The sequence below is a fragment of the Lachnotalea glycerini genome (assembly GCF_003201285.1).
GTDB classification, from domain to species: Bacteria; Bacillota; Clostridia; order Lachnospirales; family Lachnospiraceae; genus Lachnotalea; species Lachnotalea glycerini.
Map to the genome: position 1 here is coordinate 1 of NZ_QICS01000017.1, position 13,323 is coordinate 13,323.

A 13,323-nucleotide genomic window follows, 5' to 3' on the forward strand; every position below is an offset into this window, starting at 1 on the left:
TGAAGAGTACAAGGTAGATAGGGCAGAGGTGGAAGTGCAGTAATGTATGGAGCTGACTGTTACTAATCGGTCGAGGGCATGACCCAAAGAGAATAGCAAACGACAAGCGAAGCTTGAAGAGCTAAGAAGCGTCAAATATTTTTCGAGTTCAATGTGCAGTTTTGAAGATACAAGCGAATTAAATTTTTTGTTTTTGTGTTAAATATAATAGCTTTTAGTATATGTGGATGTTCTTTATAAGGAATGTCTTTTTTTAGTATAATAGATAATAAAAATTCATCTAAATTTCTTCTATGATAAATCATTCGGCTGCCGGTTATACACTCTGTTATTATATGAGTTAAATTGTGTATGACTAAAGCATGTTTTTTATTGGAATCTTTCGTAATTAGCTGAATATCAAATATTTTTTAATAAATTGTTAATAAAAATAAATACATCTTTTGGAATATTTATGCTATAATAAAAACAATATGATAAGACAGACATGTTACATAGAGAGAGGAAGGTATAGATATGGATACAAATATACTACTAGAGAATGGAACAAATGAGCTTGAGGTTTTAGAATTTACTCTAGGTGGTAATCATTATGGAATTAATGTTGCGAAGATTAGGGAAATTTTAACCTTTCAAAAAGTAACTCCAGTTCCTAATGCACATCCTTGTATAGAAGGAGTGTTTATGCCTCGTGATATTATGATTTCAGTAATTAATTTAAAGAGAGCGATTGGATTAAATCACAATTCTGATGATAAGGGATTATTTATTATAACAAATTTTAATAAATTGAATATTGCATTTCATGTAGACTCTGTGCTTGGAATACATAGAATTTCATGGGCTGATATAATCAAACCAGATCAGACTATTAATACAGCAGGCAGTGGTGTTTCAACTGGAATTATTAAAATTGAAGATAAGCTGATAATTATTCTGGATTTTGAGAAAATAGTAACCGATATTAGTCCTGAAACAGGATTAAAGGTATCAGAAATTGAGGAAATGGGAGATCGTCAGCGTAATGATGCTCCAATACTTGTATCAGAGGACTCACCTCTTCTTTGTAAGTTAATTACTGATTCCTTAAAAAAGGCTGGATATAAGAATTTAATTGTTACAAGTAATGGGCAAGAAGCTTGGGATACTTTGATTAAATTGAAAAAAGAGGGGACATATGCTGAGAAAGTGAAGTGCGTCATTACTGACATAGAGATGCCATTGATGGATGGTCATAGATTAACTAAGTTAATCAAATCGGATGATAAGCTTGCTTCAATACCAGTAGTTATATTTTCCTCACTTGTTAACGAAGAGATGAGAAGAAAAGGAGAGCAATTGGGTGCTAATGCTCAACTTTCAAAGCCTGAGATTGGTAATTTGGTTTCAGAAATAGATAAGTTAGTAAAATAATAGAGCTAACGAAAAGTTCTTATTCGTAGTGCAAGGATAAGAGCTTTTTTCTATAGGAGTTTTGAGAAAGGCATAATATAAATGACAGATGGGATTAATAAGGTAATTGAATTAATTCAGAAATCAGATAAAATTCTGATTGGAATTGGAGAAGAATTTTCGTGTGAAATGATTGATTTAACTGATAGCAACGCTTATCAGGCATATTTGAACAAGAAAAGTGTTGGAATCTTGAACGAAGATGAGTGGATAATTGAACATATAAAAAATTATCACATTAATTCAGAACTTAATTTGGATACATTTAGAATTTTTCGTGCTTATCAAAAGCTTTTTGAATTGATCAGAGAAAAAGATTATTATATAGTGAATATGAATTTAGATTCTTTATTGAAAAGAGCTGGCTTTTTGGATAAGAGAGTTGTTTATCCATGTGGAACTAAAAGTCTCTATCAATGTTCAAACAATTGTAGTAATCTAGTTTGGGAAAATGCAGAGATTGAGTATCAAATTATTCAAAATATTTTTAATAAGAATATAAGACTTAGTGAAATTGAAAGACCATTATGTGAGAATTGTGGTCGGCCGGCAATTTATAACACAGTTGGCGTTTATGGCTATTGTGAGTCAGGATATTTAGATAGATGGTCCGATTATACACAATGGATAGCGCATTCATTAAATAGGAGTATATGTGTTCTTGAGCTTGGGGTAGGATTTAAATATCCTACTGTAATTCGATGGCCTTTTGAAAAAATAACTTTTATCAATAACAACGCTCATTTAATTAGAATTAATGAGAAATGGAATCAAGTCAGTGAGGAGTTAACAAACAAGGCAATAACGATAAAAGAAAACGCAGTTAATTTTCTAATAAAATAGTGATACAAGTACTAAATTTTATAATAAGAATGGTTATGCATTTTTATTATATTGGGTGGAGGTAAATTTATGAGGCAAGAGGATTATTTAAATAGTTTATTAGACTCTATCATTGATTCAAAGGATGATATAGTTGAACAGCAAACAGCAGTGGAAAATGAATATGATACCTATTTTGAACAAACTAATTCTGATGAAGCTATAAATAAAAATAACAATATTATAGATGTAAGCTACATAGAGAGTGAGATAGAAGAACTTTCAGATGTTAATAATCAGATTTTAGATCACGATAATAGTAGTATGGAAATAGATGAACATTCACAAAAGGCATCTACAAAAGGGGAAGATATGTCAGAGAAAGAACTAATTGATGATGTGATTGCAGAGCCAGAGGAAGAGGCGTTAGGTGATGTGATTGCAGAGCCAGAGGAAGAGGCGTTAGGTGATGTGATTGCAGAGCCAGAGGAAGAGGCGTTAGGTGATGTGATTGCAGAGCCAGAGGAAGAGGCGTTAGGTGATGTGATTGCAGAGCCAGAGGAAGAGGCGTTAGGTGATGTGATTGCAGAGCCAGAGGAAGAGGCGTTAGGTGATGTGATTGCAGAGCCAGAGGAAGAGCCATTAGGTGATGTATTTGCAGAGCCAGAGGAAGAGCCATTAGGTGATGTATTTGCAGAGCCAGAGGAAGAGCCATTAGGTGATGTATTTGCAGAGCCAGAGGAAGAGCCATTAGGTGATATATTTGCAGATGAGCAAGAATCATTAGAGAATAATTTGGCTAAAGAGGTAGTAACTGCCAACAAAGAGGAGCCTATTTTAAATAGTATTGATCATATTTTCAGAGATGTGGAAGAGTTAAATAAGGAAAGTACACTACCTTCAATGGAAACAGAAGAGGAGGCTTCTGAACTAACAAAAAGTGAAGCTTCTGCTACTATAGATGAGATTGTTTCAGATGTTAGTGCAGAGGAAGATATTTTTAGCGTACTAAATGGTGAGGATGAGGAAATTAAGCTAGATGGAGAAGAAGTCTCGAATGAGACTGAGGAGCCTAAAAGCTTATTTGATGATGATTTAATGAAGCTTCTGGGTGAGGAGGATCTTTCAAATGAAGATATTTTCGGTAATTCGGATGAAGAAGAATTGTTGGCAAAAATAGATCAAGAAAAAACAGATGTAAAAACCTCAAATAACTCTGGTAAAAAAGAAAAAAAAGGCGGGATTTTTTCTAGATTATTCAAAAGTAAAGATACAGATGTGAATGATGATGAGATTTTAGATGAATTATCAAAAAAGGACAAAAAGAAGAAGCCCCAAAAAGAGAAAATCAAAAAAGAAAAAAAGCCTAAGAAAGAAAAAAAGCCAAAAAGGGAAAAAATTAAAAAGCCTGAGATTATTGAAGAACCTTCTGCACCATTGCATAAAGGTCAGGTTGTAGCAGTTTGTGTTTTATGTATTTCAATTGGTTTGTTTATTATTCTTGGTGTAAATTTGATACCATATAGTTTAAATATGTCTAACGCCAAAGGCTTCTATGAAAGGGAGCAATATACTGAAGCTTATAATGAATTGGAAGGTCTGACAATTAAAGAAAAGGATAAAGATTTTTACAACAAACTTCAAATAATTATGCTATTAAATAATCAGTTAAGCACATATGAAATTTATGATAAACTTGGAATGCAGCCCGAAGCATTGAGTGCATTATTAAAAGGCGTTGATAAATATGATGATCATTATGCTGAGGCACAGGAATATGGAGTAACAGCCACTTATGATAGTATGATGTCACAAATTACAACAGCGTTAAATGATAAATATAATGTTTCAATAGAGATGGCAAGGAATATAAATACATTGGAAACTCAAGAAGAATATTCAGCACAAGTATATAATATTACAAATTAGTAAAAAGCAAGGCAGATTATTCTGCTTTGCTTTTTTGGGAAAAAATGAAGATTTTTATATGCAATTTGAAAATTGTGTTTTATAATAGTAACGATTGATAGAACTCATAGAATTATGGAGGGATGAAATGATAGGAATTATTGATTATGATGCCGGTAATTTAAAAAGTGTAGAAAAAGCACTTACATTTTTGGGTGAGGAAGTTATTGTTACACGAGACAGAAAGATTTTGCTAAAAGCAGATAAGGTTATTTTGCCAGGCGTAGGTGCATTTGGTAATGCTATGAGTAATTTAAAAAATTATGAGCTTGATAAAGTTATTTGGGAAATTGTTTTTATGAATAAGCCTTTTCTTGGCATTTGTCTGGGTTTACAGTTGCTATTTGATCGAAGTGATGAAAGTCCAGGAATTGATGGATTAGGAATTTTAAAGGGTGAAATACTAAGGATTCCTGAAAAAGAAGATCTGAAAATTCCTCATATAGGTTGGAATTCTTTAACATTAGTAAATAATGGTAAATTATTTAATAAAATCGATCACGATGCCTATGTTTATTTTGTGCATTCCTATTATTTAAAAGCGAGTAATGAAAATATAGTTAGGGCAACAACTGATTATAGTACGCTGATACATGCTTCAGTTGAGAAGGATAATGTATTCGCATGCCAATTTCATCCAGAGAAGAGCAGTTCAGTTGGACTTAAAATTCTGCAAAATTTTGCAAATCTTGATAAGGAGGAAATGTAATGCATACTAAAAGAATAATTCCTTGTTTGGATGTTTGTAATGCACGGGTTGTAAAGGGAGTTAATTTTGTAAACCTTCAGGATGCAGGTGATCCGGTTGAAATAGCTGCTGCTTACGATAAAGCAGGGGCAGATGAAGTTGTGTTTTTGGATATTACGGCTACTTCTGATGATCGAAGTACAGTAATTGATATGGTAAGAAAAGTGGCGGAGAAGGTTTTCATTCCATTTACAGTAGGGGGAGGAATTCGAAGCGTTGAAGATTTTAAGGCCATTCTTCGTGAAGGGGCAGATAAAATATCAATCAATTCTTCAGCAATCAATAATCCCAATCTCATAAGTGAAGCAGCAGATAAATTTGGTAGTCAATGTGTTGTAATAGCCATTGATGCAAGAAAAAGAGAAGATGGTTTAGGATGGAATATTTACAAGAATGGTGGTCGAATTGATGCTGGGATTGATGCTGTTGAATGGGCAATGAGAGTGGATCAACTTGGCGCAGGAGAGATACTTTTGACCAGTATGGATTGTGATGGAACTAAATCAGGCTATGACATTGAATTAACAAAGGTAATCGCGGAAAATGTTTCAATCCCTGTTATTGCTTCAGGAGGGGCTGGAACATTGGAACATTTTCATGAAGCCTTAACGCTTGGAAAGGCAGATGCAGCATTAGCCGCATCATTATTTCATTATAATGAATTAGAAATTAATCAGGTAAAGAAATTTTTAAGGAACAAAGGGGTTCCTGTAAGATTATAGAAAGAAATAAGAGGTGAAGAATATGCCGCCTATTAATAATGATTGGCTGGAGCCTTTAAAAGGCGAATTTAAGAAAGAATACTATGGAAATCTTCATAAAAGAGTAATTGAGGAATACAATTCAAGACTGATATTTCCGCAGGCAGATGATATATTTAATGCATTTCACTTAACACCGTTAGCTCAGGTTAAGGTGGTGATTTTGGGACAAGATCCGTATCACGATAATGGACAGGCGCACGGCGTTTGTTTCTCTGTTAAGCCGGATGTGGAGATTCCACCATCATTAGTTAATATATATAAAGAATTGCAGGATGATTTAGGCTGCTATGTGCCAAATAACGGTTATTTGGTAAAATGGGCACAGCAAGGTGTATTGTTACTAAATACAGTTCTTACTGTCAGAGCTCATCAGGCAAATTCACACAGAGGAATTGGCTGGGAGGAATTTACTGATGCCGCAATCAGGATTATAAATGAGCAAGATAGACCAATTGTGTACATATTATGGGGCAAACCTGCTCAGAGCAAAAAGTTAATGCTGAATAATCCAAAACATTTAATTCTGGAAGCGCCTCATCCAAGTCCCTTATCAGCCTATAGAGGATTTTTTGGAAGCAAACCGTTTAGTAGAACAAATCAGTATTTAGAAGAGAATGGTCTGGATACGATTGATTGGCAAATTGAAAATATTTAATTATATTTATAAGTGTCAAGAGAGAATAAAGTGCTTCAGGTAGTTACTATCTGAAGCACTTTTAAAGTTAAAAGTAAAACATGTCCATCCGAATGTAGTTTAAAATATTTTTTGATAATTCAGGTAAATTATTTCAGACCTATTTTTTCTTATTAAGATTTTTATTCGCTGTTGAGAGCATCAATTTAATACGATTCAACTGATTTACTTCACTTGCACCGGGGTCATAATCGATTGCAACTATATTAGAAAGTTGATATTTATTTCGTATTTCCTTAATTACACCTTTACCTACAACATGATTAGGAAGGCAGGCGAATGGTTGTGCGCATACAATATTAAGTGTTTCGTTGTGAATTAGCTCTAACATTTCTCCTGTTAGAAACCAACCCTCACCTGTTTGGTTACCAAGAGAAACGAATTTGGAAGCCATTTCAGCAAGTTCATCAATGTTGGACATAGTGGTAAAATTATGGCTTTTTCTGAGTTCTTTAGCAGCAGTACCACGAATCCATTCTATTGCCTTTATACCCAGTTTTCCTTTAATAGCAGATGACTTTTTAAAGCCCAGTTCATCTGCCTTAAATTCGGTATTTTTAAAGCAATAAAGAAAGAAATCTAGCAAATCAGGTACAACAGCCTCAGCACCTTCCTTTTCAAGCAATTCCACAAGATAATTATTTGCGGCGGGTAAAAATTTCACTAAAATTTCGCCTACTACACCTACTTTTGGCTTTACTTCATCTGTTATCGGCAGATGATCAAAATCCTGTATAATTGCGCGGCATAATTGTTTGAATTTAAAATAGGATGGATTTTTACTTGTTATAAATTCAGTGCAAATGCTAACCCATTTTCGATGCAACTCATTAGCAGATCCCGAAATCTGCTCATAAGGACGCATGCGATAGAGTGTGCGCATAAAAATGTCTCCAAAAACTAAAGCGAATACCCCTTTCTTAACCATTTTATAGGTTATCTTAAAACCAGGATTTCCTTCTAATCCGCTTAGATTTAAGGATATTACGGGAATTTGTGGATAACCCGCTTTTTCAAGGGCACGTCTGATAAAGCCAATATAGTTGGAAGCACGGCAGCCTCCTCCTGTTTGTGAGATAATAACTGCTGTTTTGTCCAGGTCATATTCACCTGATAGAACAGCATCCATAATTTGTCCCACTACCATAAGAGATGGATAGCAGGCATCATTATTTACGTATTTAAGACCAATATCAACGGAAGACTTATTATCATTGCCAAGCAGCTTTAAGTTGTACCCACATGATACTAATGCAGGCTCAACCATTTCAAAATGAATCGGTGACATTTGCGGACATAATATGGTATAATTCTTGCGCATTTCCTCTGTAAATATAATTCTGTTATAGGCAGATGAGTGAACGTTTCGACTGAAGTTTTTTTGTTCTCTTACACGCAAGGCAGAAATAAGCGAGCGAATGCGGATTCTGGCTGCGCCTAAATTATTTACCTCGTCAATTTTCAGTACGGTATATATTTTATCTGATTTAGAAAGAATATCACTAACTTCATCTGTTGTAACCGCATCCAGACCGCAACCAAAAGAATTAAGCTGAATCATATCTATATTTTCTTTCATTTTGATATAGTTTGCAGCGGCATATAATCTGGAATGATACATCCATTGATCCATTACAAGAAGCGGACGTTCTACAGGTTGTAAGTGAGATATTGAATCCTCAGTCAAAACTGCTATACCATATGAGGTAATTAGTTCAGGAATACCATGATTAATTTCAGGATCAATATGGTATGGACGGCCAGCTAATACAATTCCCCTTCTTCCTGTTTCTTCCAGGTAGGCAAGCGTTTCCTCTCCCTTTTGTTTTATATCTTCTCTTGAAGACTTTAACTCCTCCCATGCAGCATCAAGCGCAGTCTTTATCTCCTCAGGTGAAAGATTAAATTCCGAAAGTGACTTCAGTAACTGAGGCAGGATGGTTTCCTTGCTCTCAAAGGAAATAAAAGGATTCTTAAAATCAACCTCACCTTGGGCTATTTCATCTATATTATTTTTGATATTTTCAGCATAAGAGGTTACAATAGGACAATTGTAATGATTATTGGCATCTGAAAATTCTTTTCGCTCATAAGGAATACAAGGGTAAAATATAAAATCTACACCGTGTTTGATTAACCAGGTTACATGACCATGCGCAATTTTAGCGGGATAACATTCTGATTCACTCGGAATGGATTCAATACCAAGCTCATATATTTTACGATTAGAGTCAGGTGACAATATAACCTGAAATTTAAGCTCGTTAAAAAAGGTAAACCAAAATGGATAGTTTTCATACATGTTAAGTACGCGCGGGATTCCGACAGTTCCGTGTAACGCGTCTTCAGGTGATAAAGGCTGATAGGAAAACATGCGCTGATATTTATATTCAAAGAGGTTAGGAATATTTTCTTTATTTTTTTCCTTTCCAATACCACGTTCACAACGATTACCTGTAATGTACTGTCGTCCGCCGGTAAATCGGTTAATGGTTAGCAGACAACTATTGGTACAACCTCTGCAACGACTCATTTTAGTGTCGAACGCGAGTGCATTGATCTTATCAATGGAAAGCATGGTGGTCTTTTTGGCAGGCGATATTTGATAGCGTTCTCTTGCAATTAGAGCAGCACCAAATGCACCCATGATTCCGGCAATGTCAGGACGTATTGCTTCACATTTTGAGATTTTTTCAAAACTTCTTAAGACCGCGTCATTATAAAAAGTACCACCCTGCACTACTATATGTTTTCCTAAATCCTTTGGATCAGATACTTTAATAACCTTAAATAAAGCATTTTTAATCACAGAATATGCAAGACCGGCTGAAATATCATCAACGCCGGCACCTTCCTTTTGTGCCTGCTTTACTTTGGAATTCATAAATACGGTACAGCGCGTTCCTAGATCAATTGGGTTTTGAGCAAATAATGCAGAATGTGCAAAATTTTCCACTGTAAAATTCAATGATTTAGCAAAAGTTTCAATAAAAGATCCACAACCAGAAGAGCAGGCTTCATTTAATTGAACACTGTCTACCGTTTGATTTTTGATACGGATGCATTTCATATCCTGACCACCAATGTCCAATATACAATCAACATCAGGAGCAAAAAAAGCAGCGGCATAATAGTGAGAAACCGTTTCAACCTCACCCTCATCAAGCAACAAAGCCGCCTTAATCAGCGCTTCGCCATAACCAGTTGAACAAGAGTAAACAATTTCAGCTTTTGTTGGAAGAAGAGAATAAATTTCTTTAATTGCTTTTATGGTAGTGGCAAGAGGGCTTCCGTTATTACTGCTATAAAAAGAATAAAGTAAAGAACCATCTTCAGAAACCAAAGCTACCTTTGTTGTTGTTGAACCAGCATCTATTCCTAGAAAGCATTTTCCTGCGTAGCTTCTAAGCTCTTTGGTATTAACACAGTGGCTATTATGTCGTGTTTCAAATTCATCATACTCTTTTTGTGTAGAAAACAATGGCTCCATACGTTCTACTTCAAATTCCATCTTAATGTTGGAAGATAATCTGTCCTTTAAGGAAGATAATGAGATAGAAACATTTTTTTCCGAATTAAGAGCGGAGCCAATTGCAGCAAAAAGATGGGAATGTCCGGGTGCAATGATATGATCTTCGTCTAGGCTTAAAGTTCGAATAAAGGCTTCTCGAAGTTCGGATAAAAAGTGCAGTGGACCTCCAAGAAATGCAATATGTCCACGTATTGGCTTACCGCAGGCAAGTCCGCTTATTGTCTGGTTTACAACCGCTTGAAAGATAGAGGCTGATAAGTCTTCCTTAGTAGCCCCTTCGTTGATTAAAGGTTGAATATCAGATTTTGCAAAAACTCCGCAACGAGCAGCAATCGGGTAGATCGCCTCGTAATTTTTGGCATAATCATTTAAGCCTGTTGCATCAGTTTGCAAAAGCGATGCCATTTGATCGATGAATGAACCGGTACCCCCTGCACAGATTCCATTCATTCTCTGCTCTATGCTTCCACCTGTAAAATAAATGATTTTGGCGTCTTCCCCACCTAATTCAATTGCTACATCTGTTTGTGGAGCATAATCTTGCAATGCAGTTGACACTGCAATAACCTCTTGCACAAATGGTATATTAAGATATTTTGATAGTGTTAATCCTCCCGAACCTGTTATGACAGGAGAAAGCATAAGTTCACCAAACTGCTTACCTGCCTCATTAAGCAGTTCGGACAACGTCCCTTGAATATTAGCAAAATGTCTTCTATAATCTGAAAACAATAAATTATTATTTTCGTCTAAAATAGCAATTTTGACAGTGGTAGAACCAATGTCAATTCCTAATGTATATAATGTTTGAGCTTTCATATAATTTTTCAGTAAAAATACTGATACCTCCTAAGCTAAAAAAATCGATATTCTGTAATATTATACGACATTAATTAAGTAAATACAAATATAAAATTTCATAAAGACAGTTCTATATTTTATAAATAAATGGAGAAATTACCCATATTTTTTAGAATGTGCAACAAAATCTAACAAAAGGAATATTATATAAGAAAAGAGTAGTGAGGTTACTAAAATGGATTATAATAATGATGATAATTTTAATAATTCGCAGGCCTTTAAAAATTGTGTTAATAACTGTAGATGCAAAGGCTTCTACTATATTATCAAAGAAGGCGATACATTGTACAAAATCAGTAAGGCCTATGAAGTTAGTGTTTCAGATCTAATGCTTGCCAATCCTTATGTTAATGTATACAATTTACAGATTAATGACGAAATATGTATACCGAAAGCAATAAATATTCAAGTATCAATGTAAAATATATGAGATGAGATTGACAAATGCGTAAGCAGAAATTATAATGATAGCGATAAGAAAGTTTGTATCAAAAAGCTTTCACTTGGTGAAAGCTTTTTGATATTGCAGAAAAAGAAAGGATGTGAAAGTCATGGAAGGCGTGCCGGGTTCGAAGAATAATTACTTTGAATTAAACAGATAATTAGAATGAGACAATAGGCACAAACTATCATTGTCTTATTCAAGAAAAACCTAAGACAATGAAAGGAGTAATTTCCATGATCAAAATATTTAGAACGGATGATGAAGGAATCAGGGAAGTTAATGAAATTTCAGAAGGCTGCTGGGTAGCTTTGACTGATCCTACGGCAACTGAAATACTTGACATCTCAAATCAATACAATATTGATGTAGAGCACTTAAGAGCATCACTAGATGAGGAAGAACGTTCCAGAATTGAAGTAGAGGATAGATATACAATGGTGCTTGTCGATATACCGATTATTGAGGAAAGAAATAATAAGGATTGGTATGTTACGATTCCATTGGCAATTATACTTACTGAAGCTATCATTTTTACGATATGTTTAGAGAATTCACCGGTTTTAGGTGCATTTATGGATGGAAGAGTAAGGAATTTTTATACTTACAAAAAAACTAGATTTATTTTTCAAGTATTATATAAAAATGCGACACTGTTCTTGCATTATCTTAGAATTATTGATAAAAAGAGTGAAGTGATTGAAAGAAAGCTTCATATGTCTACTAAAAATGAAGAGTTAATTGAGCTTCTTGAGCTTGAAAAAAGCCTTGTTTATTTTACAACATCGCTTCGTTCAAATGAGGTGGTATTAGAGAAGCTGTTAAAAGCAGAGAGTATCAAAAAGTACCCTGAGGACAGAGAATTATTGGAGGATGTTATCATAGAGAACAAGCAGGCTATCGAAATGGCAAATATATACAGTGGTATTTTAAGTGGTACGATGGATGCATTTGCCTCTGTTATTTCAAATAATTTGAATATCGTAATGAAATTTTTAGCTACGGTAACTATCGTTATGTCAATCCCGACTATGATAGCGAGTTTTTATGGAATGAACGTGAATTCGGCAGGAATGCCAGGAGCATCCAGTCCCTATGGCTTTGCTTACGTAATCGTATTTTCTCTGGTAATAACAATTATGCTAGCACTTTTCTTTGCTAAGAAAGATTTGTTTTAGTATTATTGAAAGAAAGGCGATAATAATATGAATTTTTTAAATAAATTAGAACGTAAATTTGGTAAATATGCAATACATAATCTGATGTATTATATAATAATTTTGTATGGAATGGGAACAGTTCTGGATTTGCTTAGGTTATCAAGTTTTTATGACAGTTATTTATCATTAAATGCAGCGGCTATATTACATGGACAAGTATGGAGGATGGTTACTTTTCTTATTAAAGGTCCAAGCAGTAACCTATTCTTTGCTATTATAGCACTTTATTTGTATTATATGATTGGAATGAATTTAGAGAATCAATGGGGTGCATTTCGGTTTAATATGTATTTTCTGATAGGAATACTTGGTCATGTATTGGCAGCAATTGTAGCTTATCTTATTACAGGTGTTTCCTATTCACTGGATACATTCTATTTGAACTTTTCTTTATTTTTTGCTTTTGCGGCAACTTATCCGAATATGGAATTTTTATTGTTTTTTATCATTCCAATAAAAGCAAAATGGTTAGCGTTGCTCAATGGTGCATTGTTTTTGTTTGAGTTTGTAAATTCACTGACTTATGGCGACTATGCAACCAGTCTTAGTATCATTTTGTCTTTGGCCAATTTTTTAATTTTCTTTTTTGCAACTAGAAATTTCAAACGGATATCTCCGAATGAGATTCATAGAAAAAGAGTTTATAAAAAAGCCGTTTCTCAGACTAAGGGCGTGACGAAGCATAAATGTGCAATTTGCGGTCGTACAGAAGAAGATGGAGATGAACTGGAATTTAGATTTTGTTCTAAGTGCGATGGGAATTATGAGTATTGTCAGGATCATTTATTCACACACCAGCATATCAAGAAAAAATAATTAT

General features: G+C 34.4%; 10 protein-coding genes and 1 rRNA gene. 10 read left to right on the forward strand and 1 reads right to left on the reverse strand.

Annotated features, from left to right (window positions below):
- From C8E03_RS19555 to C8E03_RS19585, 7 genes are all read left to right on the forward strand, one after another.
- Positions 1-86 (forward strand): 23S ribosomal RNA (locus C8E03_RS19555); the annotation flags it as partial.
- A gap of 430 nt (positions 87-516) precedes the next feature.
- The gene (locus tag C8E03_RS19560; RefSeq protein ID WP_094380105.1) at positions 517-1,413 is read left to right on the forward strand and encodes a chemotaxis protein; all 897 of its coding nucleotides are present in this window, start codon (positions 517-519) and stop codon (positions 1,411-1,413) included.
- A gap of 81 nt (positions 1,414-1,494) precedes the next feature.
- A complete protein-coding gene (locus C8E03_RS19565) occupies positions 1,495-2,295 on the forward strand; it encodes an SIR2 family NAD-dependent protein deacylase (RefSeq protein ID WP_094380107.1) in 801 nt (266 codons plus the stop codon).
- Positions 2,296-2,364: 69 nt separating this feature from the next.
- Positions 2,365-4,203 (forward strand): putative sodium/potassium/calcium exchanger, encoded by a 1,839-nt coding sequence (locus C8E03_RS19570; RefSeq protein WP_110291901.1) that lies wholly within the window; start codon positions 2,365-2,367, stop codon positions 4,201-4,203.
- A 127-nt stretch (positions 4,204-4,330) separates the two neighbouring features.
- On the forward strand, positions 4,331-4,951 hold the full coding sequence (gene hisH, locus C8E03_RS19575) for an imidazole glycerol phosphate synthase subunit HisH (protein ID WP_094380053.1): 621 nt from the start codon (positions 4,331-4,333) through the stop codon (positions 4,949-4,951).
- Complete coding sequence (hisF, locus tag C8E03_RS19580) at positions 4,951-5,712, forward strand: imidazole glycerol phosphate synthase subunit HisF (RefSeq protein WP_094380051.1); 762 nt, start codon at positions 4,951-4,953, stop codon at positions 5,710-5,712. Before hisH ends, hisF begins: the two co-directional genes overlap by 1 nt.
- A gap of 22 nt (positions 5,713-5,734) precedes the next feature.
- Positions 5,735-6,409: a uracil-DNA glycosylase gene (locus C8E03_RS19585; protein WP_094380049.1), complete on the forward strand. Its 675-nt coding sequence runs from the start codon at positions 5,735-5,737 to the stop codon at positions 6,407-6,409.
- A gap of 139 nt (positions 6,410-6,548) precedes the next feature.
- On the opposite strand, the gene C8E03_RS19590 is transcribed toward C8E03_RS19585, so the two are convergent.
- On the reverse strand, positions 6,549-10,799 hold the full coding sequence (locus C8E03_RS19590) for a 2-hydroxyacyl-CoA dehydratase (RefSeq protein ID WP_110291902.1): 4,251 nt from the start codon (positions 10,797-10,799) through the stop codon (positions 6,549-6,551).
- Positions 10,800-11,016: 217 nt separating this feature from the next.
- Here C8E03_RS19590 and C8E03_RS19595 point away from each other — a divergent pair, with 217 nt between their 5' ends.
- From C8E03_RS19595 to C8E03_RS19605, 3 genes are all read left to right on the forward strand, one after another.
- On the forward strand, positions 11,017-11,262 hold the full coding sequence (locus C8E03_RS19595) for a LysM peptidoglycan-binding domain-containing protein (protein WP_094380045.1): 246 nt from the start codon (positions 11,017-11,019) through the stop codon (positions 11,260-11,262).
- Between the two features lie 257 nt (positions 11,263-11,519).
- Complete coding sequence (locus tag C8E03_RS19600; RefSeq protein WP_094380043.1) at positions 11,520-12,461, forward strand: magnesium transporter CorA family protein; 942 nt, start codon at positions 11,520-11,522, stop codon at positions 12,459-12,461.
- 27 nt (positions 12,462-12,488) lie between these two features.
- Positions 12,489-13,319 carry a hypothetical protein gene (locus C8E03_RS19605; protein WP_094380041.1) on the forward strand — a complete coding sequence of 277 codons (831 nt, stop codon included), beginning with the start codon at positions 12,489-12,491 and terminating at the stop codon, positions 13,317-13,319.
- Positions 13,320-13,323 lie beyond the last annotated feature (4 nt).